Origin of the sequence: Streptomyces sp. NPDC057137 (genome assembly GCF_042670825.1) — a bacterium.
Classification (GTDB): domain Bacteria; phylum Actinomycetota; class Actinomycetes; order Streptomycetales; family Streptomycetaceae; genus Streptomyces.
This window is the reverse complement of record NZ_JBHUUW010000003.1, coordinates 1-23,022: the sequence shown is the minus strand read 5'-3', so window position 1 is coordinate 23,022 and position 23,022 is coordinate 1. Positions and strand designations below refer to the sequence as shown.

Annotated in this window: 25 protein-coding genes; 13 read left to right on the top strand and 12 right to left on the bottom strand. The window is 71.7% G+C overall.

Translation table 11 applies throughout. The features are described 5' to 3' along the window. Positions 1–93: 93 nt before the first annotated feature. The 8 genes from ACFT9I_RS04000 (at position 94) to ACFT9I_RS03965 (ending at position 8,279) form a co-directional block, all read left to right on the top strand. A complete protein-coding gene (locus ACFT9I_RS04000; protein ID WP_382560327.1) occupies positions 94–1,002 on the top strand; it encodes a GNAT family N-acetyltransferase in 909 nt (302 codons plus the stop codon). Positions 1,003–1,214: 212 nt separating this feature from the next. Continuing rightward, a complete protein-coding gene (treZ, locus tag ACFT9I_RS03995; RefSeq protein WP_382560815.1) occupies positions 1,215–2,966 on the top strand; it encodes a malto-oligosyltrehalose trehalohydrolase in 1,752 nt (583 codons plus the stop codon). Between the two features lie 116 nt (positions 2,967–3,082). Next, complete coding sequence (locus tag ACFT9I_RS03990) at positions 3,083–4,066, top strand: aldo/keto reductase (protein ID WP_382560324.1); 984 nt, start codon at positions 3,083–3,085, stop codon at positions 4,064–4,066. A 185-nt stretch (positions 4,067–4,251) separates the two neighbouring features. After that, positions 4,252–5,139 (top strand): ABC transporter substrate-binding protein, encoded by an 888-nt coding sequence (locus ACFT9I_RS03985; RefSeq protein ID WP_382560322.1) that lies wholly within the window; start codon positions 4,252–4,254, stop codon positions 5,137–5,139. Next, complete coding sequence (locus ACFT9I_RS03980) at positions 5,136–6,035, top strand: amino acid ABC transporter permease (RefSeq protein ID WP_382560320.1); 900 nt, start codon at positions 5,136–5,138, stop codon at positions 6,033–6,035. Before ACFT9I_RS03985 ends, ACFT9I_RS03980 begins: the two co-directional genes overlap by 4 nt. Positions 6,036–6,136: 101 nt before the next feature. Beyond that, complete coding sequence (locus ACFT9I_RS03975) at positions 6,137–6,865, top strand: amino acid ABC transporter ATP-binding protein (protein ID WP_382560812.1); 729 nt, start codon at positions 6,137–6,139, stop codon at positions 6,863–6,865. 24 nt (positions 6,866–6,889) lie between these two features. Further along, positions 6,890–7,531 (top strand): hypothetical protein, encoded by a 642-nt coding sequence (locus ACFT9I_RS03970; RefSeq protein ID WP_382560319.1) that lies wholly within the window; start codon positions 6,890–6,892, stop codon positions 7,529–7,531. A gap of 103 nt (positions 7,532–7,634) precedes the next feature. Next, entirely contained in the window at positions 7,635–8,279 is a 645-nt protein-coding gene (locus ACFT9I_RS03965) for a TOPRIM nucleotidyl transferase/hydrolase domain-containing protein (RefSeq protein WP_382560317.1), read from the top strand. Between the two features lie 48 nt (positions 8,280–8,327). On the opposite strand, the gene ACFT9I_RS03960 is transcribed toward ACFT9I_RS03965, so the two are convergent. Together ACFT9I_RS03960 and ACFT9I_RS03955 are read right to left on the bottom strand one after the other, a co-directional pair. Then, complete coding sequence (locus ACFT9I_RS03960) at positions 8,328–9,299, bottom strand: hypothetical protein (RefSeq protein ID WP_382560314.1); 972 nt, start codon at positions 9,297–9,299, stop codon at positions 8,328–8,330. Between the two features lie 137 nt (positions 9,300–9,436). Further along, a complete protein-coding gene (locus ACFT9I_RS03955) occupies positions 9,437–10,075 on the bottom strand; it encodes a nucleoside/nucleotide kinase family protein (protein WP_382560312.1) in 639 nt (212 codons plus the stop codon). 88 nt (positions 10,076–10,163) lie between these two features. Here ACFT9I_RS03955 and ACFT9I_RS03950 point away from each other — a divergent pair, with 88 nt between their 5' ends. Further along, a complete protein-coding gene (locus ACFT9I_RS03950) occupies positions 10,164–10,553 on the top strand; it encodes a VOC family protein (RefSeq protein WP_382560309.1) in 390 nt (129 codons plus the stop codon). A gap of 48 nt (positions 10,554–10,601) precedes the next feature. On the opposite strand, the gene ACFT9I_RS03945 is transcribed toward ACFT9I_RS03950, so the two are convergent. The 6 genes from ACFT9I_RS03945 to ACFT9I_RS03920 all read right to left on the bottom strand — a co-directional run bounded on the left by ACFT9I_RS03945 (position 10,602) and on the right by ACFT9I_RS03920 (position 15,227). Further along, on the bottom strand, positions 10,602–10,847 hold the full coding sequence (locus ACFT9I_RS03945) for a hypothetical protein (RefSeq protein WP_382560308.1): 246 nt from the start codon (positions 10,845–10,847) through the stop codon (positions 10,602–10,604). Beyond that, a complete protein-coding gene (locus ACFT9I_RS03940) occupies positions 10,844–11,710 on the bottom strand; it encodes an NAD-dependent epimerase/dehydratase family protein (protein WP_382560305.1) in 867 nt (288 codons plus the stop codon). The genes ACFT9I_RS03945 and ACFT9I_RS03940 overlap by 4 nt, the downstream gene beginning before the upstream one ends. A gap of 140 nt (positions 11,711–11,850) precedes the next feature. Continuing rightward, on the bottom strand, positions 11,851–12,714 hold the full coding sequence (locus ACFT9I_RS03935) for a LysR family transcriptional regulator (RefSeq protein WP_382560302.1): 864 nt from the start codon (positions 12,712–12,714) through the stop codon (positions 11,851–11,853). Positions 12,715–12,826: 112 nt separating this feature from the next. After that, a complete protein-coding gene (locus ACFT9I_RS03930; RefSeq protein ID WP_382560301.1) occupies positions 12,827–13,186 on the bottom strand; it encodes a VOC family protein in 360 nt (119 codons plus the stop codon). Between the two features lie 33 nt (positions 13,187–13,219). After that, the gene (locus ACFT9I_RS03925; protein WP_382560298.1) at positions 13,220–13,789 is read right to left on the bottom strand and encodes a histidine phosphatase family protein; all 570 of its coding nucleotides are present in this window, start codon (positions 13,787–13,789) and stop codon (positions 13,220–13,222) included. 16 nt (positions 13,790–13,805) lie between these two features. Then, positions 13,806–15,227 carry a M20/M25/M40 family metallo-hydrolase gene (locus ACFT9I_RS03920; RefSeq protein ID WP_382560295.1) on the bottom strand — a complete coding sequence of 474 codons (1,422 nt, stop codon included), beginning with the start codon at positions 15,225–15,227 and terminating at the stop codon, positions 13,806–13,808. Between the two features lie 232 nt (positions 15,228–15,459). Here ACFT9I_RS03920 and ACFT9I_RS03915 point away from each other — a divergent pair, with 232 nt between their 5' ends. After that, positions 15,460–15,933, top strand: coding sequence for a hypothetical protein (locus ACFT9I_RS03915; RefSeq protein ID WP_382560293.1), 474 nt, complete (start codon positions 15,460–15,462; stop codon positions 15,931–15,933). A 33-nt stretch (positions 15,934–15,966) separates the two neighbouring features. On the opposite strand, the gene msrB is transcribed toward ACFT9I_RS03915, so the two are convergent. The 4 genes from msrB to ACFT9I_RS03895 all read right to left on the bottom strand — a co-directional run bounded on the left by msrB (position 15,967) and on the right by ACFT9I_RS03895 (position 19,383). Continuing rightward, the gene (gene msrB / locus ACFT9I_RS03910) at positions 15,967–16,374 is read right to left on the bottom strand and encodes a peptide-methionine (R)-S-oxide reductase MsrB (RefSeq protein ID WP_382560291.1); all 408 of its coding nucleotides are present in this window, start codon (positions 16,372–16,374) and stop codon (positions 15,967–15,969) included. Between the two features lie 33 nt (positions 16,375–16,407). Beyond that, positions 16,408–17,808: a UDP-N-acetylmuramate--L-alanine ligase gene (gene murC / locus ACFT9I_RS03905; RefSeq protein ID WP_382560289.1), complete on the bottom strand. Its 1,401-nt coding sequence runs from the start codon at positions 17,806–17,808 to the stop codon at positions 16,408–16,410. An 89-nt stretch (positions 17,809–17,897) separates the two neighbouring features. Then, positions 17,898–18,428, bottom strand: a complete 531-nt coding sequence (locus ACFT9I_RS03900; protein WP_382560287.1) for an indole-3-glycerol phosphate synthase — start codon at positions 18,426–18,428, stop codon at positions 17,898–17,900. 142 nt (positions 18,429–18,570) lie between these two features. Then, on the bottom strand, positions 18,571–19,383 hold the full coding sequence (locus ACFT9I_RS03895) for a pyrimidine reductase family protein (protein WP_382560284.1): 813 nt from the start codon (positions 19,381–19,383) through the stop codon (positions 18,571–18,573). Between the two features lie 315 nt (positions 19,384–19,698). Here ACFT9I_RS03895 and zapE point away from each other — a divergent pair, with 315 nt between their 5' ends. The 3 genes from zapE (at position 19,699) to ACFT9I_RS03880 (ending at position 22,874) form a co-directional block, all read left to right on the top strand. Continuing rightward, positions 19,699–20,808, top strand: a complete 1,110-nt coding sequence (zapE, locus tag ACFT9I_RS03890) for a cell division protein ZapE (RefSeq protein ID WP_382560281.1) — start codon at positions 19,699–19,701, stop codon at positions 20,806–20,808. A gap of 82 nt (positions 20,809–20,890) precedes the next feature. After that, positions 20,891–21,316 carry an OsmC family protein gene (locus ACFT9I_RS03885; RefSeq protein ID WP_330173076.1) on the top strand — a complete coding sequence of 142 codons (426 nt, stop codon included), beginning with the start codon at positions 20,891–20,893 and terminating at the stop codon, positions 21,314–21,316. A 193-nt stretch (positions 21,317–21,509) separates the two neighbouring features. Further along, on the top strand, positions 21,510–22,874 hold the full coding sequence (locus ACFT9I_RS03880; protein ID WP_382560278.1) for an alkaline phosphatase PhoX: 1,365 nt from the start codon (positions 21,510–21,512) through the stop codon (positions 22,872–22,874). Positions 22,875–23,022: the final 148 nt, after the last annotated feature.

Below are 23,022 nucleotides of genomic sequence, written 5' to 3'. Positions count from 1 at the left end.
GTCCAGAACGGCCATCGCACGGTGACAAAATTGGTTCGACCGGCCACTTGCCGGTCGTTTACGGTGAGCGCCCCTTCCTGGAGGCTCACTTACATGACCGATCCGGTCTTCCGTCAGATCGCCGATTCCGAAGCTCCGCTGTTCCGTTCGCTGCCCGACGCGGGACTCGTCGGCCGCGCGATCACCGGAGTCGAGTACCGCACCGTCGCCGAGGGCGGCGACTACCGCCCGGAGTGGAGCTGGGTGGCGCTGCGCGACGGCGTCGTCGTGGCCCGCGCCGCCTGGTGGGGCGGGCCCGAGGACCGGGAGCCGCTGGTGCTCAACTGGCTCGACATCGCGGAGGGCGAGGACGAGGCGGGCGCGGAACTGCTCCGCCGCGCCCCGTGGAACGTCGAGTACGAGCTGATCGCGCCCGCCGGCTGGCGCGAGGACGCGAAGCTCCGCGCGGCCGTCGAGTCCCGGACGGACGCCGCACGGGCCGCCGGGATGAAGCCGCTGGTCGAGCGCTTCACCTACCGGTGGACGTCCGATCTGGCGCTGCCGGCGCGGCCGGGCCGGCTGGAGTTCCGCCCCGAGCCGGACGACGACGTGATCTTCGACGTGCTGCGCCGCGTCCAGGCGGGCACGCTCGACGCGCACGCGCTGCGCGCGATCGAGAAGTCGGGGGCGGACAGCGCCGCCCAGGAGGAGCTGGACTTCTTCCGCTGGTGCCCGTCGCCGCGCGAGTGGTGGCAGCTGGCGTACGACCCGGCGGGCGAGCTGGTCGGCATCCACGTACCCGCGCACAACCCGTCGGGGCCGTGCGTCGCGTTCATCGGGGTCGTACCGGAGCAGCGCGGTCACGGGTACGCGTACGACCTGCTGGTCGAGTGCACGAACGTGCTGGCGGAGAACGGGGCGACGTTCATCGCGGGCGCGACGGACCGGGGGAACTTCCCGATGGCCGCGCAATTCGCGCGCGCGGGCTATCCGGTGGCGACGGAGCGGATCAACCTGGTCTGAGCGGTCGGGCCGGCCCGGTCGGCCCGGTCGGATCCGACCGGGCCGGTCCGACCGGACCGACCCAGCCGCCGGACCGATCCGGCCGCGGGACGCATCTGGCCGGATCCGGTCGTGTCCTCCGAAACGACGCGATCACCGAGCCTCCTGCCTGCACTCTTGTCACTATGTGGGTGATGAGTGCCGACGACATCGGCGACAGAGGGGGACGACTCGTGCAGTTCGAGGTCTGGGCACCGCAGGCGCGGGACCGCGTCACGCTCCACCTGGGAGACGCCACCGGCCACACCATGACCCGCGACCCGCTGCGCGAGGGCTGGTGGACCGCCGAGGCGCCCGCCGCCGACGGCACCCGCTACGGCTTCGCCCTGGACGACGGCCCCGTGCTGCCCGACCCCCGCTCCCGCCGCCAGCCGGACGGCCCCGACGGGCTCAGCGCGGTCGTCGACCATGACTCGTACGAGTGGTCCACGCCGTGGCGCGGCCGGCCGCTGCCGGGCGCGGTCCTCTACGAGCTGCACGTCGGCACGTTCACCGACGAGGGCACCCTGGACGCGGCGGGGGCCCACCTCGCCCCACTGGCCGCGCTGGGCATCACGCATGTCGAGCTGATGCCGGTGTGCCCCTTCCCGGGGACGCACGGCTGGGGGTACGAGGGTGTGTCGCTGTGGGCGGTGCACGAGCCGTACGGCGGGCCTGAGGCACTGAAGCGCTTTGTCGACACGGCTCACGGGCTGGGCCTCGGCGTCGTGCTCGACGTGGTGCACAACCACCTGGGCCCGTCCGGCAACTACCTGCCGCAGTTCGGCCCGTACTTCACCGACACGCACCACACCCCCTGGGGATCGGCCGTCAACCTCGACGCCCCCGGCTCGGACGAGGTCCGCGCGTATCTGCTGGAGAGCGCGCTCGCCTGGCTGCGTGACTACCGCTTCGACGGGCTGCGCCTCGACGCGGTGCACGCCCTCGCCGACACCCGCGCGCTGACCTTCCTGGAAGAGCTGTCCACCGCCGTCGACGCGCTCTCGGCGGAGCTGGCCAGGCCGCTGTTCCTGATCGCCGAGTCCGATCTGAACGATCCCCGTACGACCACGCCGCGCCCGCAGGGCGGTCTCGGGCTGCACGCCCAGTGGAACGACGACTTCCACCACGCGCTGCACACCGCGCTCACCGGCGAATCGCAGGGCTACTACGCCGACTTCGCGGCCGGGCCGGTCGCCGCGGTGGCCAAGACCCTGACCCGTGGCTTCTTCCACGACGGTACGTATTCGAGTTTCCGGGGCCGGACGCACGGCCGCCCCGTCGACCCCGGCAGGACCTCCTCCCACCGCTTCCTCGGCTACGCCCAGACGCACGACCAGATCGGCAACCGCGCGCTCGGCGACCGGTTGTCGGCGACGCTCTCCCCCGGTCTGCTGGCGTGCGCCGCGACGCTCGTACTGACGGGGCCTTTCACACCGATGCTCTTCATGGGCGAGGAGTGGGGCGCGCGTACGCCCTGGCAGTTCTTCACCGACCACCAGGACCCGGAGCTGGCGGAGGCCGTACGCAACGGCAGACGGCGGGAGTTCGCGGCGCACGGCTGGGCGGCCGAGTCCATTCCCGACCCGCAGGATCCCGCCACGCGCGACCGCTCGTGCCTGGACAGGACGGAGGCGGCCCGCGAGCCGCACGCCCGCCTGCTCGCCTGGCACCGCGACCTGATCGCCCTGCGCCACAGCCATCCGGACCTGTCCGACCCGGACCTGGCGACGGTGAAGGTGGCGTACGACGAGGGCGCACGCTGGCTCGCGTACCGGCGCGGCGATCTGCGGATCGCGCTGAACCTCTCCGCGCGGCCGGTCGAGATCCCACTGGGCGGCCGGACCGGCCAGGTGCTGGTGGCCTGGGAGCCGGTGGAGCCGCCCGGCCCTGACGGGGTGCTGCGGCTGCCGCCGGAGTCGTGCGCGGTGCTCGCGGGCGGCTGAACTCCGGCCACCGGAAGGGCAGGAAGGGAAGGAAAGGAGCGGAAGGGCAGGTAGGGAGTTCTGCGGCAAGGAAAATCCATGCCCTGGTGTGCGCTCGAACGCCTAACGTCTGGACCATGAAGCAGCGAACTCTCGGCAGGACGGGGCTCCGCGTCAGCGAACTCTGTCTCGGCACGATGACCTTCACGAAGGACGACGAGGCGGGCGCGCATCGCATCCTCGACACCTTCACGGAAGCCGGCGGCACCTTCCTGGACACGGCGGACGCGTACGGCCGGGGCGTCTCGGAGGAAGTTCTCGGCAGCTGGCTGAAGGGGCGCGACCGCGACGGGCTCGTCATCGCGACGAAGGTGGCCCTCCCGATGGGCGATGGCCCCAACGAGGCCGGGCTGAGTCGCAAGCACATCATCGCGTCGGTGGAGGCGAGCCTGCGGCGGCTCGGCACCGACTACATCGACCTCTACCAGACGCACGTCTGGGACTTCCGAACCCCGATCGAGGAGACCCTCGGCACGCTCGACACTCTCGTGACGGCGGGCAAGGTCCGCTATCTGGGCGCGAGCAACGTCTCCCCCGGCCAGCTCCAGCGGGCGCTCGACGTGGCCGACCGGCGGGGCTGGGCGCCGTACGTCTGCCTCCAGCCGATCTACAACCTCCTCGCGCGCGAGGTGGAGTGGGAGCTGCTGCCGCAGAGCGAGGCGGCGGGCGTCGGGGTGATCCCGTACAGCCCCCTCCAGGGCGGCTGGCTGACCGGCAAGTACCAGCGGGGCATGACGTCGGTCCCGCCCGGCAGCCGTGAGTCCCACGGCGACGGCGAGAGCTGGCGGGGCCGCGACAACGAGGAGACCTGGCGGGTCGTGGAGACGGTCCAGGCCGTCGCCGCCGAGTCGGACCGCACCCCCTCACAGGTGGCACTGCGCTGGCTGCTGGACCGCCCGGGAGTCACGGCCCCGATCATCGGCGCGCGGACACTCGACCAGCTGACGGACAATCTCGGCGCGGTGGGCTGGGAGTTGACGGCGGCCCAGACGAGCCGCCTGGACGAGGCCAGCGCCCGCCCGCTGCCGTATCCGTACAACGTGCTGGCGCGCTTCGTCTGAGGATCCTGTACGGCTCCGCAGTACGGCCCCAGATGGCACGAGTACGGCTCCGCAGTACGGCCCCGGGCTCACGTAACAGGCGGGTGTCGCGGTGCTGTTCACAGCGCCGCAACACCCGTTCCCAATATGCGGACAGCTGCCGTGATCTCTCGACAGACCGGCCCGAGCACTGCGAGTCTCCCGCTATGCATCTCGTCAACCGTTCCCTGGTCACCGCTCTGTGCTCCGCCCTCGCCCTCGGCGCCGCCCTCACCGGCTGCTCCCCGCAGCCGGACGACAAGGCGTCCGACAAGGCGTCCGGCAAGCAGGACACGGCGGAGTCCTGCGCACCCGGCGGGCTTGACACCGAGGCGGCGGGAAAACTGACCGTCGGCACCGACAAGCCCGCGTACGCCCCCTGGTTCGCCGACGACGAGCCGTCCAACGGCAAGGGGTTCGAGTCGGCGGTGGCGTACGCAGTGGCCGAGCAGCTCGGTTACGGGCGCGACGCGGTCGTCTGGCAGACCGTGCCGTTCAACACCTCGTTCGCGCCCGGCGCCAAGAAGTTCGACTTCGACATCAACCAGGTCTCCATCAGCGAGTCGCGCAAGAAGGCCGTCGCCTTCTCCTCCGGCTACTACGACGTACGCCAGGCCGTCGTCGCCCTGAAGTCGTCGAAGGCCGCACGGGCGACGAGTGTGGCCGACCTCAAGGGCGTCAAACTGGGCGCCCAAGTGGGCACCACCAGCCTCGACTTCATCAATGACCTGGTGAAGCCCACCCAGTCGGCCGCCGTCTACCAGAAGAACGACTTCGCCAAGTCGGCGCTCAAGAGCGGCCAGGTGGACGCCATCGTCGTGGACCTGCCCACCGCCTTCTACATCACCGGCGCCGAGGTGCCGGAGGCGGAGGTCGTCGGTCAGTTCCCGAACTCCGGCGACAAGCCGGAGCAGTTCGGTCTCGTCCTCGACAAGGAGAGCGCGCTCACCTCGTGCGTGAGCGGCGCCGTGGACGCTCTCCGTAAGGACGGCACCCTCGCCGCCCTGGAGAAGAAGTGGCTCTCCGACGCCGTCGACGCACCGGTGCTCAAGTGACGCTGGACAAGACGCTGGACAACAGGCTCGCCAAGCCCGGCAGCGACGACGGCTACGTCCCCTCGGAGCGCCGCGTCGCCCGCGACCGCCACCGGCGTGCCCGCGCCCGGCGCGCGACGGCGATAGCCGCCGTCAGCACCCTCGTGACGGGCGCGGTGCTGTTCGTCCTGATCACCAACTCCCCCGGCTGGGACCGCACCAAGGAGACGTTCTTCAGCGCCCACTACGCGCGCGTGGCGTTCCCTCAGGTCATGGAGGGCCTGTGGCTCAATCTGCGGCTGCTGGCGGTGTGCGGTGCCGCCGTGCTGGCGCTCGGACTGCTGCTCGCGGTGGCGCGCACCCTGCGCGGGCCGGTGTTCTTCCCGGTACGGGCGCTGGCCACCGCGTACACGGACTTCTTCCGCGGACTGCCGCTCATCATCTGCCTGTTGATGGTGGTCTTCGGAGTGCCGGCGCTGCGCCTGCAGGGGGTGACCAACGATCCCGTACTGCTGGCCGGCACCGCCCTCGTACTGAGCTACTCGGCGTACGTCGCGGAGGTCTTCCGGGCGGGCATCGAGTCCGTCCATCCCTCCCAGCGGGCCGCGGCACGCTCCCTCGGGCTCAGCAGCGGGCAGGCGCTGCGCTTCGTCGTACTGCCCCAGGCGGTACGGCGCGTGGTGCCGCCGCTCCTCAACGACCTCGTGTCGCTCCAGAAGGACACCGGTCTGGTATCGATCGCCGGCGCCGTCGACGCCGTGTACGCGGCGCAGATCATCGCCGGCAAGGACTTCAACTACACCCCGTACGTCGTCGCCGGTCTGGTCTTCGTCGCGCTGACCATCCCGATGACCCGGCTCACCGACTGGGTGACGGCCAGGATGGACCGGCGACGGGCACAGGGAGGAATCGTATGAGCGCGCCGACGGACGCGACACCGGGGACGGGATCGGGGACGGGATCGGGGACGGGATCGGGGACGACACAGGCCGCCGCGCCCGAGGCTCCCGTGCTGCGGATGGAAGCCGTCCGCAAGTCGTTCGGCACGTCACTGGTGCTGCGCGACGTGGACCTGGAGGTCGCCCCGCACACGGTGACCGCGCTCATCGGCGCCTCGGGGTCCGGCAAGTCGACCCTGTTGCGCTGCGTCAACCTCCTTGAGGAGGTGGACGACGGAGCCATCTGGCTCGACGGCGAGGAGATCACCGATCCGCGCACCGACACGAACGCGGTGCGCCGCCGGATCGGGGTGGTGTTCCAGGCGTACAACCTCTTCCCGCACCTCACCGTCCTGCAGAACATCACCCTCGCTCCCCGGCGCGTCCACGGGCTCTCCCGTACGGAGGCGGACGCCCGCGCCCGCGAACTGCTGGAGCGGCTCGGGCTCGGGGCGAAGGCCGGTGAGTACCCGGACCGGCTGAGCGGCGGACAGCAGCAGCGGGCGGCGATCGTACGGGCGCTGGCGGTACGCCCCCGGCTGCTGCTCCTGGACGAGATCACCGCCGCGCTGGACCCCGAGTTGGTCGGCGAGGTGCTCGGCCTCGTACGCGAGGTGAAGGACGAGGGCATGACGATGGTCATCGCCACCCACGAGATGGCCTTCGCCCGTGAGGTCGCCGACCAGGTCTGCTTCCTGGACGCCGGGGTGGTGCTGGAGCGCGGCACCCCGGAGGAGGTCTTCGGCAATCCCCGGGAGGAGCGCACCCGGCAGTTCCTGCGGCGGATCGTGGAGGCGGGTCGTCTGTAAGAAGGCGGCGGCGCGTACGGCAGGATGGATCGCGACCAGCTCACCGGCCCCCAGGAGTACGCCCATGACCGCCGAGAACGGCACAGCGTCGTGATGCTCACACGGGTCGTCGCCGAAGGCGTCGCCCGGGGCGACATCACGCTCGCGTTCCGGCGCTGGGCGACCGGCCGGGTGTCCCCGGGCGGTACGTTCCTCTCCGTCGCCGGGGTGATCGTCATCGACGCCGTCGAGCGCGTCGATCCGGCGACGATCACCGCCGAGGACGCCCACGCCGCCGGCGCCCGCCACGTCGAGGACGTGCTGGCCGCCCTGCGTGGCACCTCCCGTGATCCGGTCTTCCGGATCACCCTGTCCTACGGCGGCCCGGACCCCCGGCACGCGATGGCAGCCGACACCGCCCTCACCGCCGACGACGTCGCGCACATCGCCGCGGCGCTGGACCGGCTCGACGGGCGCGCCGGGCGAGGCGCGTGGACACGCGAGACGCTGCGGCTGATCGAGGCCAACCCGGGCACGCGTGCCGTGGACCTCGCGGCGTCGCTCGGCGTCGAGAAGGACACGCTCAAGCGCGACATCCGCAAACTGAAGGACCTCGGCCTCACCCTCAGCCTCGACACCGGCTACACGCTCTCCCCTCGGGGAGCCGCGTGGCTTCGCGCGCTGTAGGTAGGAGGGTGCGTGCGGAGGCGTGCCCTGACGCCCGGTGGGAAACCGGCGTGCCGCCGGAAATTCCTTGGCGTGGGGGGCGGGAACGGCGGAGACTCGTCCCATGGCTGACATGGGGGCGTTCCGCGAGGCGGTCATCGCGTGGGCGGCCGGTGACCGGAACGACCCCGGCGGCTCCGGTGATTCCGGCGGCTCCGCGCGCGAGCTGGCCGCGAGGCTGTCCGTCCGGGCGGTCGTCCTGCTCGAAGGGCCGAGCGACGTCGCCGCGGTCGACGCGCTGGCGGCGAGCCGGGGCCGGGACCTGGCGGCCGAAGGAGTCTGCGTCCTGCCGATGGGCGGGGCGATGAGCGTCGGGCGCTTCGCGCACCTCCTCGGGCCGTCCGGGCTCGGCCTGCGCCTCACCGGGCTGTGCGACGAGCGCGAGCGTCGTTACTACACCCGCGGCTGGGAGCGGGCGGGTGCGGCACAGGACGGGTTCTTCGTCTGCGCGGCGGATCTCGAGGACGAACTCATCCGCGCGCTGGGTGTGACACGGGTCGAGGAGCTGGTCCGCGCGGAGGGCGACCTGCGCCCCCTGCAGACCTTCCTGCGCCAGCCCGCGCAGCAAGGACGCTCCTCGCAGCAGCAGTTGCGGCGCTTCCTCGGTACGAAGAAGGGCCGGAAGATCCACTACGGCCGCGTCCTCGTCGAGGCCCTCGACCCCGACCGCGTACCCGCCCCGCTCGACGACCTGCTGGCCGTCCTCTGACCCCCGGCCGCCGCTCGGACCCCGCTCTGTCCTCGTCCGGGCGCGAGCTCAGTCCTCGTCCGGGCGCGACGGTGACACCAGGCGCTCCAGCAGTTCCTGGAAGTCGTCACCGACCAGGATGCGCAGCCCGCCCGCCTCGGTGTTCCCCTCGTCCTTGTCGCTGAGCTGCGTCAGCGTGCCGTCGCGCCACCAGTAGACGTACGGGCTGATCGCGCCCGGCGTGTCCTCGAAGCCGGACGCGGCGAACGAGGCCATCGCGTTCAGCGACGGGATGACCGTGGCGTCACGTATGACGTGGAACGCCAGCTGATGGCGGAACGGGAACGCCACCAGCGCCCCGTCCGTGCCGAGTCGGCGCCCGGTGACCTGGTGTACGACGCTGTCCAGCGCCAGCACCCGGCTCGCGGTGTAGAACGAGTCGCCCATGACGACCTCGAACCGCATCCCCTCCGGGTCCTTGACCGTCTCCCGCCCCTCGACGGGCAGTTGGCGAAGATTGCCCAGTGCCTGCGCCCGCAACTCGTGCAGCGGGCCCAGCGGTTCCAGCGCCTCGTCGGTGAGCATCATGACGCTCTCCGGGAGGTCGAGCGCGAGGATCTCGTACAGTCCGGGGGCGACGGAGCGCGCGTACGCGAACGCCTGCGCGTCCAGGCTGTCGCCGCTGATCACCCGCGGGTAGAGCTGGGCCCGTATCTGCGCGGGCGACAGCGTGTCGAGGGCCGAGGGGCCGTCCATGGTCCGCAGCACCATCCCGGCGTGCTGCCGGACGAGTTCGCCCCAGACGCGGGCGCCCCGGTCGTCGTTGTGGCAGACGGCGGCGAGGTTGGAGAGCCCGAACTGGCGGCCCGCGCTGTCGGTCACCAGGTCCGAGTAGACGGTGACCTCCAGGCCCCGCTCGGCGAACGCCTCACGGACCTGGCTGCGGAAGAGCGCGGCCTCGTCGGTCGAGAAGAAGGAGAACTCGGGGTCGCGGGGCATTTCGCGCCCGTCCCGTTTCGGCCCGCGTCTGAACAGCCCCACGTCGTCCGCCTCCCCATGATCGCACCCGGCTTCGCGCCCCGGTCCCCGTTGCCCCTGTGATCGTCAATGTGCGCCGAACGATCGATGGTAGGCCCTGGGCGGCGTCCGATGTCGGGTCGGGGGGCGTACGGTCGCGGTCAGCCGGGTCCGACGGCGACCGGAACGACCAGGTCCGCGTGGTGCCGGCCCTGTGCCACCAGTCGCGCGTTGGCCTCGTCGGAGTCACTGACCCAGCGCTCGGCGTACGGCCGTTCCTTGCCGAAGCGCACATGCCGGTCGACCAGCCGTCGTACGCGCACCACGGGGTCGAGTTCCAGGAACCACGCCTCGTCGATGAAGGCTCGGACCGGCGCCCACGCCTCGTCGTCGTGCAGCAGGTAGTTGCCCTCGGTGATGACCAGCGGGACGTCGGGCGCGACGGCGATGCTGCCCGCCACGGCCTCCTCCAGCGCCCGGTCGAACGCGGGCGCGTAGACGACGGCCCCCGGCGCGGGCTCCCGCAGCCGGGCCAGCAGCGCGGCGTATCCGACGGCGTCGAAGGTGTCGGGCGCGCCCTTGCGGTCGGCGCGGCCGAGTCTGCGCAGCTCGGCCTGGGCGAGATGGAAGCCGTCCATGGGGACGAGTACGGCGCTCCCGCCGAGCGCCGCGACGAGTTCCGCCGCGAGGGTGGACTTCCCCGCGCCCGGCGCGCCCGCGATGCCCAGGATCCGGCGTTGGCCGGGGGCGGCGAGCCGACGGGCGCGGCGGGTGAGTGCGTCGAGCTGCCACGCGTCCATGGGCGCATTGTTCCATCCGGGCCCATCGCGGCCCGGTGCCGTTGCGCTGCCTTGCCCACCCTGCGGTCATACGTATAACGTTCTCGCCATGCCTCATATCGCCCTGGTCACCCTCGTCGTCCGCGACTACGACGAGGCCATCGCCTTCTACACCGAGTCCCTCGGCTTCGAACTGGTCGAGGACACCGACCGGGGCGACGGCTCCCGCTGGGTGGTCGTACGGCCGCACGGCGGTGCCGGCGCGCTCCTGCTGGCCCGCGCGTCCGACGACGCCCAGCGGGGCCGCGTCGGCGCGCAGACGGGCGGCCGGGTGGGGTTCTTCCTCCACACGGACGACTTCGCGCGGGACCACGCCCGGATGCTGGCCGCGGGGGTGCGCTTCCTGGAGGAGCCCCGGCACGAGCCGTACGGCTCGGTGGCGGTCTTCGAGGACCTGTACGGCAACGGCTGGGACCTGATGCAGCCGGCACAGCCCTAGGGTTCGGCCCGCGCGGGAACTTCGTGGGTCGCGGGAACTTCGTGGGGTTCAGACGGCGCGGTGGGCGATCAGGCTGTTCGCGCAGTCGCGCACCGTCCGGCGGGCGGGTCGCGGCTGGCGGCCGAGGACGCGCCGCGCCTTGTCCGTGCTGTGGCGGTTGCGGCGTCCCAGTGCGGGCGTGATCTCGCGCAGCGACGGGTCGCGGAAGCGGGCGGCGAGGCGGACGGCGAAGTCCGGGATCCGCGCGGCGGAACCGGGCCGGTGATCCGGCCCGGGACCGGGACGGTGCTTCACCCCTGGGCGAGGTCGGCCAGGGCGTCGAGGCGCGTGGGCGTCCAGCCCAGCTCGCGGCGGGCGCGTGCGCCGGTGAGCTGCTGGTCGAGGGCGAACGCCTCGGCGATCGGGCCCATCCGCCGCTCGGCCTCCTCAAGCGTCAGCGATTCGATCCGGCCCGGACATCCGGCGGCGTGGCTGAGGGCCTGGGTGATGTCCGCGAGCGGGAGGTTCTGTCCGCCGACCCCCGCGTAGACGGAACCGGCCGGGGCGTTCAGGGCCAGGACGTACAGCTCGGCCAGGTCGTCGACATGGACCAGAGCCCAGCGGTTGGAGCCGTCCCCGATGCACGGTACGGCGCCGGCGGCGCGCCCCGGCTCGACGAAGTACGCCTGCGTCAGTCCGCCGGAGTGGCCGTGGACCAGTCCTGGCATCACCACGACCGGGCGCTCCCCGGTCGCGGCACGGGCCAGCACGCGCTTCTCGTTCTCCAGCCGCCAGGCGGTGATGCGCGGCGGGCTCTGCGGGGCGTTCTCGTCGACGACCCCGTCGGTGTCGCCGTACACCCACACCCCGCCGGTGTGCACGTAGGGGCCGCTTCCCGCACCCTCCTGCATCGCCTCCGCCGCGGCGCGGTCGACGTCCGCGGTGCCCTCGGCGTAGTCCACCCCGAGGTGGATCACCCCGTCGGCCCGCCCGGCCGCATCCCGGAGAACGTCGGTGTCGGTGAGCGCCCCCGCGACAGGGGTGGCACCCAGGTCGGTCAAGGTGCGCGCGGAGTGCTCGCTGCGCGCCAGCGCCGTCACCTCGATGCCGTGCCGGATCAGCGCCTGGACGGTGGCGCGGCCGATGTAGCCGGAGCCGCCTGTGATGAAGACCTGCATCGCACTCACGGTCCTTTCGGATGGCGGCGGAAGATCCGCCGCTCCTTCCACCCTGGACCCGTGCCGCGGATCACGTCCAAGACCTCTTCCGCCATTGGTGATGCTCTCAGGGCATCAGTGCTGGGCATCAGTGCTGGGCATCAGTGCTGGGCCACGGCGATGTCGGCGAACTCCGGCAGCAGCGGGGAGTGCCGATGGGCGCTCCAGGCGAGGCAGACCTCGTTGGGGCCGATGTCGCCGATGGGCACATGGGCGACATCCGTGTGGGTGTAGTACGCGGCGGTGGAGAGCGGGAGGACGATGACGCCCCCGGTCGTCGCGACGTGTTCGAGCTTCTCCTCGACGCTGCGGAAGGCGGGGCGCGGACCGGCCCCCTCCGTGCCGCCGGGCCGGTCGGGGAGGTCACGCCACTCGGGTACGGCGTCGGGGTCCTGCAGCAGGCGTTCGGCGGCCAGGTCCGCGATACCGATGGACTCCTTGCCCGCCAGACGGTGGTGCGCCGGCAGGACGGCGACGCGCGGTTCCCGGAAGACCGGGCGCAGCGCCAGGCCGCGACGGTCGACCGGCAGCCGCACGAAGCTCACGTCGAGAAGGCCTTCGTGCACCGCCTCGACCTGGTCGGCCCAGGAGGTACGCACCACCTTCACGGTCAGCTCGGGATGTGCGGCGGAGAAGGCCCGTACCGCGCCGGTCACCGTGATCCCGGGCATGAAGCCGACCGTGAACGTCGACTCCCCCCGCGCGGCCCGCCGCACACGAAGGTGGAGCGCCCGCGCGCCGGCCAGCAGGGGCCGGGCGTCCTCCAGCAACTGGCGGCCCGCGGCGGTCAGCTCGGTGGACTGCTTGTTCCTGGTGAACAGCTCGGCGCGCAGTTCGTGCTCCAGGGCGCGGATCTGCCGGGAGAGCACGGGTTGCGTGATGTGCAGCCGCTCCGCGGCCCGGCCGAAGTGCAACTCCTCGGCCACGACGACGAAGTAGCGCAGCTTGCGCAGATCGACATCCACTCGCTCTCCCGCCGTGCGGACGCCGTGCAGGCGCCATGGGTCCAGGCTAGGCCCACTCCGCGCGGCCTGCCTGATCCGGCGGGGCGATCCGGCCTGATCGACAAGACACCCCCTAGCCCGCGGACCGCTCCCCCAGCACGCAGAACTCGTTCCCCTCAGGGTCCGCGAGCACCACCCACGGTTCGTCCCCCCGCTGCCCGACGTCCGCGTGGCGGGCGCCGAGTGCCAGGAAGCGTTCGACCTCCGCGTCCCGGTCGTCGGGGCGGAAGTCCAGGTGGAGGCGGTTCTTGACGGTCTTCCCCTCCGGTACGGGCCCGAAGAGCAGGCCGGGCATCCGGTCGGGCGCCGGCCTGATCTCGTAATCCTCGGGTGAGCCGTTCACCACGGTCCAGCCGAGCGCCTCGCACCACCAGCGGCCGAGGGCGACGGGGTCGGTGGCGTCGACGACGAGCGATTCCCATTCGAGTCCCATGGGCCCGAGGCTAGAGCCTGTCGCCGACAGGCTCTAGCGGACCGCGCCCCGCCCCTGCCAGCCCGTCGGCAGGGCGTACTCCCACCCCGGCCGCCACCACCCCGGCGGCTCGTCGACCACGTCGCGCAGCCGGGCTCCGCCCAGCAGGCACGCCAGCGCCCAGCGGTTCGCCGAGTGCGCGACGAGCAGCACGCGCTGTCCGTCCCGCGCCGCGCTCAGCTCCCGCAGGAAGTCGGCCGTGGCGTCGAGGACGTCCCGGTAGCTCTGACCGCCGAGGAACGGCTCCGTGATGTGCCGGGCCCTGCGTGGCGCCAGTTCCGTGAACGGGCGCCCGGTGAAGTGGCCGTAGTCGCACTCCCGCAGCCGCGCGTCCTGGTGGACGGGGATCGCCGTCCCCGCGAACGCGATCCGCGCGGTGTCCACCGCCCGCGCCAGGTCGGAGGTGAACACCGCGTCGATTCCGTCGTCGCGGCGCCGGTCGCCCAGCTCGCGAGCCTGTCGGCGGCCGGTCGCCGACAGCTCGCCGGGGAGCCAACCGGTCGCGAGACCGGCCTCGTTGTCGGTCGTGGTGGCATGCGTCTCGTAGACGAGTTCCACCGTCATGCCGGGGGCCGGATCATCAGTTGCCCGGCATCGGGAAGGCCACCGGGCTCCGCTTCCCGTCCCGGTTGACCGCCCGTACGCCGAAGAAGACGTTGTCCTTGGACAGGTCGACCGTGTGCGTGGTCGCGAGGCCGACCTTGATCACATGGGTCCACTCCGGCTCCGTCGTCTCGCGCCACACCACCTCGTAGCCCGCCAGGTCCGGCTCCGTGCCGAGCGCCCACTTCAGCTCGGTGTCGTTGGTGAGGTTGCTCGTCACGATCCGTGCCTCGCGCGGCGTGCCCGGCGCCTGCGCCAGGGTCCACAGCACCGCGCCGTTCACCCGCGTCACACGCGCGATGTAGTCGAAGTCGCAGAACTCGGGCAGGTCGCCGTACTGCTTGCCGTCCTCCACCCGTACGTCCTGGTGCTGGTGCGCGAAGTCCTCGGCCGGTTCGGTGAACCGGGCCGCCGGATAGCCCTGTTCGAGGAACGGGATGTGGTCGCCGCCCCGGAGGTAGCGGTCGCGCCGGTAGACCACGCGCACGTTCATCCCGGTCGCGTCGTTGTCCCCCACGTCGCTCACGAAGCGCGCGAGCTGCCGGGTCGCCGAGTCGTTCTCGCCGCCCACCGAGCGACGGGTGTTGGCCTGCGCCGGGGTCTCGGACGTCGGTACGCCCTCCGCGAAGAGCCGCACCGTGTACGGGTCGCGGGTGCCGTCGTCGGCGCGCGAGCTGCCGATGATGTCGTTGGTGAACATGCCCTGGATGTCGGCGCCGGCCGCCTTGAACTGCTTTGCGGCGTACCCCGATCCGTACAGCCCCTGCTCCTCGCCGGCGACCGCCACGAACACGATCGTCGCCGCCGGGCGCCGCTTCGCCAGCACCCGCGCCAGCTCCATCACGAGCGCGACACCGGACGCGTCGTCGTCGGCCCCCGGCGCGTCGCTGGTCGCGTCCATGACGTCGGTGACGCGCGAGTCGTAGTGCCCGGCGACGACGTACACGCGGTCGGGGGTGACCGAACCACGCAGTGTGGCAACGACGTTGGTGATCTTCGTCGCGACCGGGATGCGCGACGCGGGTTCCTGGATGTACGACTGGAGCTCGGCGGTCATCCTGCCGCCCGACACCGCCGCGTACTTCTTCATCTCGGCCAGGATCCAGTCACGCGCGGCGCCGATTCCGCGCTCGGGGTCGTCCTGGACCGACAGCGTGTGCCGGGTCCCGAACGCGGCGAGCCGCCGTACGGTCGCCTCGATCCGGTCCGCGTCGATCTCCTTGAGCAGCTTGCGCAACTCCCGGTCGGGCACCTGGACAGTGGCGGCCCCGCCCCCGCCCCGGTTGGGCGCGGCGGCCGCCTGCCCGCCGGAGGCGATCAGGGGCACGCCGGCGGCGGTCACGGCGGCCGAGGCGAGAACGGTCCTTCTACGCGGCATTCCAGCGGACTGCTCGGGCATGGAAAATTCCTTCCGAAGCGATGAACCGGCGCTTCATCGTCATGGACAGGCCAACCCCACACAAGCCCGCGCCACCAGCCCGTGGCACGGGCCCCCGGCACAAGCCCCCGGCACAGGCCCGCCCACCGGCGCGGGCCGCAGGCGTGGTGGCGGCAGGTACCGTAGGGCGTACCGAAATCGTGCACCTCCCTGCGGGCTGCGTGACACCCGAAGGAACTGGTGAAGGAAGCCCATGACGACCAACCGAGGACGCAAGGACGTCATCCGTGACCGGATGAATGCCACCGGCGAGTCGTACAACGTCGCCGCCCGCAACCTCAAGGCCATGAAGGACATGGGCGCCACCCGCGAAGCCGCTCTCGTGCAGCGCTGGGTGCCCGCCGAGAGCTTTGATGTGCCCTGTCCGTGCGGGGGGACCTGTGAGCCGGGTGAGACCTGCGACCACTGCCATGCCCGGCACCGGCATGTGAAGCGTTATCCGGGCAGTACCACCGAGGTCGAGACCTGGGCCGACCGGTACGAGTGCACCGGCTGCTCCTCCTCGTACACCCTCACCGTCCATCTGGCCGGGCGGCCCTGGGGCGTCGCCGAGACCGTGGTGGTCGGCGGGTCGGCGGAGGAAGTCGTGCGGGCGCGGGTGCTTCCCGGGGTGATCCATCCGCTGCTGCGCTCCGAGGCGGAAGCGGCGACCACCGGCGGCGAGTGAGCTCGCCGATGGCCGCCGTGGATCCCGTCGGTGTCAGCCCTCGTCGGGCGTCAGCCGCAGTGAGATCGAGTTGATGCAGTACCGCTGGTCGGTCGGCGTGTCGTAACCCTCGCCCTCGAAGACGTGGCCCAGGTGCGACCCGCAGCGTGAGCAGCGGACCTCCACGCGGACCATGCCCATCGTGCGGTCCTCGATCAGCTCGACCGCGTCGCTGTCCTTCGGGTCGTAGAAGGACGGCCAGCCGCAGTGCGACTCGAACTTCGTGTCGGAGCGGAACAGCTCCGTGCCGCACGCGCGACAGGAGTAGACGCCGGTCGTCCTGGTGTCCGTGTACTCACCGACGAAGGCGGGCTCGGTGCCTGCCTGGCGCAGCACCGCGTACTCCGCCGGGCTCAGTTCCTCGCGCCACTGCTCGTCGGGCTTGTCGATGTCGTACGCCATCGGATTCCTCTCTCACGCCTCGGGCGATCCGCCTCAGTGGGACAGCCGGGCAAGGATCTCCGGACCGAGGTCCGTGACGTCACCCGCCCCCATGGTGAGAACGAGATCACCGGGCTTCGCCATTCCCGCCACCGCCTCGGGCACCGCGCCCTTGTCGGACACGGCCCTGACGTCCGCGCCCGCCCGCTCCGCCGAGTCGATGATCAGCGCGCTGGTGATGCCGGGGATCGGGTCCTCGCGGGCCGGGTAGATGTCGAGCACCACCGAGGCGTCGGCCAGGGCGAGTGCCTGGCCCATCTCCGTACCCAGCTCCTGCGTGCGCGAGAAGAGGTGCGGCTGGAAGACGACGAGGAGCCGGGAGCCGGGGGCGGCGGCGTCGCGCATCGCCTCCAGGTCGGCGGTCATCTCGGTGGGGTGGTGCGCGTACGAGTCGATGACCTGCACGCCGTTCGCCTCGCCCTTGAGCTGGAGGCGGCGCTTGACGCCGGTGTACTTGCCGAGCGCGGAGGCGAGGTTGTGCGCGGGGATGCCGAGCGCGACGCCCGCCGCGAGGGCGGCCACGGCGTTGTGCGCGTAGTGGCGGCCGGGGACGGAGACCGTGAAGGTGAGGAAGCGGCCGGCCAGGACGACGGTGACCTCGCTGGTCAGTCCGCGCGCGGTGACCTTGTGGACGCGTACGTCGGCGTCCGCCGCCTCGCCGTACGTCACCACCTTGATCGTGGAGAGATCGCGGACCTTCGCGGTCAGCTCGACCGCGCCGGGCTGGTCGGCGGCGACGACCAGCGTGCCGCCGGGCACGATCTTGCCGACGAACGTCTCGAAGGACTCGTAGATCTCGTCCATGGAGGCGTAGTTGGCGTGGTGGTCCAGCTCGACGTTGAGGACGATCGCGACCTCGGGGTCGTACTTCTGGAAGCTCCGGTCGCTTTCATCCGCCTCGGCGACGAAGATGTCGCCGTCGCCGTGCCGGGCGTTGGTGCCGGGCCCCTCCAGGTCGCCGCCGATGGCGTACGACGGGTCGAGACCCAGCTCCGTGAGGGCGACGGCCAGCATGGAGGTCGTCGTCGTCTTGCCGTGCGTACCGGCGACGGCGATGGACCGCAGGCCGCCGCCCATCAGGGCGGCGAGGGCGTCGGAGCGGTGGACGACCGGTACGGACAGCTCGGCGGCCCGTACCAGCTCGGGGTTGTCCGCCCGGATCGCGCTGGAGACGACCACGCACGAGGCGTCGTCGGCGAGGTGCTCGGCGGCGTGGCCGATGTGGACCGTGGCGCCGAGGGCGCGCAGGGCCTCGGCGGTGCCGGACTCCTTCGAGTCGCTGCCCGCGACCTTCGCGCCGCGCTGGGTGAGGATCTTGGCGATACCCGACATTCCGGCGCCGCCGATGCCGATGAAGTGCGGCCGTTCCATGGCGGTGGGGATACCGGGTGCCATACGTGTTCTCCCAGGGTGGTGCGGGTGGGGGCGGCGGGGGTGCGGGCTTCCGCGGGCGGGCGGCCGGGTGCCGTCAGCGACCCCCCAGCCTATTCGCTTCGGCCCGCCCCCTCGGCCTTCCCTTCGCTCTCCCCCGCCTCGTCGTCGTCCTCCGCGCTGTGCGCGAAGAGTTTCAGCACCGGTACGCCGACCTTGTGCCGTGCGCGCGAGGCCCAGTCACGGTGGAAGAACTCCTCCACGTAGTGGGGTTCGGTGAGCACGATCACCTCGTCGGCGGCCGACTCCTCGACGACGGACTTGAGGTGGTCCAGCGGGTGGTTCTCGACCACCAGGCCGGTGGCCTGACGGCCCGCCGCCCGCAGGACGGCCAGCGAGTGCGCGAGCGCCAGCTCGGCGGGGCCGCGGGCCTCGGCACCCTCGGGCTCGTCGCCCTCGCGGCCGGCTTCCCTCAGCTCCCCGTACGCCACGTCGTCGATGGCTCTCAGCAGCGCGTCCGCCTGGTCTCCGCGGGGCTGCATGAGGAGGATGAAGGAGACGTCCTCGGCACCGTGGAGCGTGGTGACGAATTCGACGTCCACGGACGACAGGGGCTTCTCGATCATCAATACGCTTGTGAACACGACAGGCGCCCTTCGTCGTTCAGGGGCCGGTGAGGCCCGCTGCGGAAACCATCCTTCCCCGTGTCCGCACGGGGTCTGCGTGAGTCTGCGTGAGTAAGTGTGCCCAGCGGAAGCTAACCGGAACGACAAATTCCGCCCAATGTCAGATCCGACGGTATCGGGTGAAAAGGAACCCGGCCTCCTCCAGTACGGCCGCCAAGGCGAAGCGTTCCGGGTCCGGCAGTCCCGGTCCGCCGGTGATGCGCTGCGCGCTGCCGACGGTGAGCAGGGGGGAGACGGTCAGGCAGAGTTCGTCCAGTACGCCCGCCGCCGCGAACTGGCCGAGCAGCCGGGGGCCGCCCTCGGTCAGCTGCCGCACCAGACCCATCTCCGCCAGGGCCGCGACCGCCCGGTCGGGGTCGACGCCGGGCCCGTCCCCGGCGACGATCACCCGCGCGCCCGCCTTCTCGGCGTCGCGGATCCGGTCGGGGGAAGCGGCGGCGCCGGTCAGGATCAGGGTCGGTACGAGGGGTGAGGTGAAGAGCGGAAGCGAGAAGTCCAGGTTCAGGCTCGCGGTCACGACCGCGATGGCGGGCGCGGGCGCCTGCCCGGCGGCGACACGCCGCGCGGCGAAGGCGTCACGGGCGCGGGCGGGGCGGTAACCCTCCAGGCGAACCGTTTCAGCACCGACGAGGACCACGTCCGCCAGGCCGCGCAGGGTGCCGAAGATCCGCATGTCGGCGTCGGACGAGATGGCCTGCGAACGGCCGTCGTGCTGGGCCGCGCCGTCGAGCGTGGAGACCATGTTGGCGCGCAGCCAGCCGCTGCCGGCGGGCTCGGGGTACGCGTACGCCTCGGCCAGCTCGTCCAGCGCCCACTCCCGGTCCGCGGAGTTCGCGACGTCCTCAGGGCGGACGGCGGGCGCGTGTGCGGGCACGGGCGCGGTCTGATCGGTCACGGGGAACAGGCGTCGCATGCGCAGCAGTCTGACACGCGGACGCGGTCCGACACGCGCCTCTACGCGCCGGTACGCGGCGCTCGCGCGGTGCGGTGCGCCATGGATGTGCGCCATGGGCGCCCGCAGTCCTCGACGGGCTTACCGAGCCCCCGCGCACAACCCCCGTGAAGGGGAAACTCACGCGAACGCCTGCGGCGCGGTGCGCACGCCCGGAAAGCTGGAGCTGCCATCGGCAGCCGCCCCAGCCCCTGACCGGCCTCCGATCGCCCTCCGATCGGCCCCTGACCGGCCTCCGGGACGGCGTACCCGCGACACGCTCTACAGTTGAGCCCCGTGCCAGCCTCCCCCGCCGAACCGGCGTCCGCCTCCGCTCCCGTGTCCGGGCCCGTGTCCCTCTGCGCGCGGGAGCCGCGGGTCGCCGCCGAGCGGCTGGTCGCCGAGATGGTTCCGCCGCCCCGCTTCGACTCGGTGCGTTTCGCGACGTACGTCCCCGACCCGAACCAGCCCAGCCAGACCGAGGCCGTCACCGTACTGAGCGCGTTCGCCGCCGGGCTCGACGGCGCGGCGGGCGGCGGGCAGGGCAACGGCAACGGCAAGGGCAAGCGGCGCTGGTTCGGCCGGCAGCCCGCCGAGACCGCCGGCCCCCGCGGCGTGTATCTCGACGGCGGTTACGGCGTCGGCAAGACCCACCTCCTCGCCTCCCTCTGGCACGCCACCCCCGCCGCCCCCGAACAGAAGGCGTTCGGCACCTTCGTGGAGCTGACGAACCTCGTCGGCGCGCTCGGTTTCCAGCAGACCGTACGGACCCTCGGCGGCCACCGGCTGCTCTGCATCGACGAGTTCGAGCTGGACGACCCGGGCGACACCGTCCTCGTGTCGAGCCTGCTGAGCCGTCTCGTGGAGGCGGGTGTGGCGCTCGCCGCGACCTCCAACACGCTTCCCGGCAAGCTCGGCGAGGGCCGCTTCGCCGCTGCGGACTTCATGCGGGAGATCCAGGGGCTCTCGGCGCGCTTCCGCCCGCTGCGTATCGACGGCGAGGACTACCGGCACCGGGGACTGCCCGAGGCGCCCGCGCCGCTCACCACCGAGCAGGTGACGCGCGCCGCGCACGCCACCGAGGCCGCCAGCCTCGACGACTTCCCCGCTCTCCTCGCCCACCTCGCCACCGTCCACCCCAGCCGCTACGGCGCGCTGACGGAGGGTCTGCGAGTCGCCTGCTTCACGGATGTGGGCCCGGTGCCCGACCAGTCGACGGCCCTGCGGCTCGTCGTACTCGCCGACCGGCTGTACGACCGGGAGATACCGGTTCTGGCCTCCGGACTCCCCTTCGACCGGCTGTTCGGCGAAGAGATGCTGAACGGCGGTTACCGGAAGAAGTACTTCCGTGCGATCTCACGTCTCACTGCGCTGGCACGCGACGCAAAGGGCCTGCTCGCCGAGTAAGTTCGGAGCCGTAACGATGTGCGGTGCGCGAGGTGCGGTCGATCAGCTCTCGCGTGCCCGATACAGAAGGGTTCCCATCACCATGGCTACCACGCGCCAGGCACACACCGTCTGGGAAGGCGACCTCCTCAAGGGCAGTGGCGTCGTCACCTTCGACTCCTCCGGCATCGCCGAGCAGCCGGTTTCCTGGGCCTCCCGCGCCGAGCAGGCGAACGGCAAGACCAGCCCGGAAGAGCTGATCGCCGCCGCTCACTCCAGCTGCTTCTCGATGGCCCTGTCCAACGGTCTCGCCAAGGCCGGCACCCCGCCGACCAAGCTGACCACCCAGGCCGAGGTCACGCTGGTGCCCGGCACCGGCATCACCGGCGTGCACATCACGGTGCAGGGCGAGGTCGAGGGTCTGGACGAGGCGGGCTTCGTCAAGGCCGCCGAGGACGCCAAGGCCAACTGCCCGGTCAGCCAGGCGCTCGCGGGCACGAGCATCACGCTCACCGCGTCGCTCGCCTGATCCGGTCCGCCGATCGGGTCCGCTGATCGGGTCGGTCGATCAGGTCCGCTGATCGAGTCCGCCGATCCGCTGATCTCTCAGGACATACCAGGCGACACATAAGGCTCAGTGGCCCGCACGGTTCACGTGTGCTCTACACCCGTGATACACACGTGCGGGTCACGTCTCCTGTCCGCCAACAGGGAGTTGCCTCATGTCCGCAACACGACGTCAGGTCCTGGCCACCGGAGCAGCATCGGTCGCCGGAATCGCGTTCACCGGAGCGGTGTCGGAGCTTTTCGCCGGCACCGCTGTCGCACAGGAAATGGGGCGCAGCGGCTACGGCCCGCTCGTACCCGATCCCGACGGCCTGCTCGATCTGCCGAAGGGTTTCCGTTATCGCGTCCTGTCCAGAACGGGCGACGAGCTCCGTTCCGGCGAGGGCGAAGTCCCCAGCAATCCCGACGGCATGGCGGCCTTCGCCGGCCGCCGCGGCCGGGTCCATCTGGTCCGCAACCACGAGAACCGGGCCGACGGCAAGATCGGCGTCCCGACCGTCGAGGGTCTGACGTACGACCCGATGGGCAAGGGCGGCTGTACGGCGCTCGAACTCGACGGGCGCAACAACGTTCTCGGCGAGCGTGTCGCCATCGCCGGCACCGCCGTCAACTGCGCGGGCGGGCCGTCCCCCTGGGGGACCTGGCTCACCTGCGAGGAGACCGAGGACAAGGCCGGCACCAACGGCTACACCAAGGACCACGGCTTCATCTTCGAGGTCGACGGCGCCGATCCGCACCGCACCGGCGCCGTACCGCTGAAGGCGATGGGCCGCTTCCAGCACGAGGCCATCGCGATCGACCCGCGTACCGGCGTCGTGTACGAGACGGAGGACGCGTTCGACAGGCCCTTCGGCCTCTTCTACCGCTTCCTGCCCGAGAAGCCGCTCGGCGGACTGGGGTCGCTGCGCGCGGGAGGCACGCTGGAGGCCATGCGCGTCCCCGGCGTACCCGACCTGTCGGTCATCCAGGAGCCGGGCGCGAGCTTCGACCGTGTCGAGTGGGTGCCCGTGCCCGACACCCAGGCGAAGGAGACGCCCATCCGGCTCCAGGACTTCGGCAAGAAGGGCATCACGCACGCCCAGAAGCTGGAGGGCTGCTACTGGGGCGACCGGTCCGTGTACTTCGTGTCGAGCTTCGCGAAGAGCGCGGAGGGCTCGGCGGCCGACCACTACGGGCAGGTGTGGAAGTACGAACCGCAGCGGCGCCGGCTCACGCTGGTGATCGCCTTCGGCCCGGACACCGACATCCAGCTGCCGGGCGAGTCCCCCGACAACATCTGCCTCGCGCCCAGCGGCGGCCTGATGGTGTGCGAGGACGGCGGCGGCGCGCAGCACGTGTACGGGCTGACGCGGCACGGCGAGCTGTACGAGATGGCGCGCGGCGCGGAGAACATCGGGACGCCGGAGGAGCCGGAGTGGGGTGAGTTCGCGGGTGTCACGTTCGCACCGGACGGCGACACGATGTACGTGAACTGCTACACGCCGGGCACGACGTTCGCGGTCACGGGGCCCTGGCGCTAGGACCTGTCTTCAAAGTCCCGCCTGGCCCGCGGCGTCTGGCACGGCACCTCGCCGCGTTGTCGGAGTCATGCGAGTACGCCCAGTACGAGCATGATCCTCCGCCTTGCGATGCACCGCACCAGACGCCGCGGGCCCCGCCCTGCGGGCG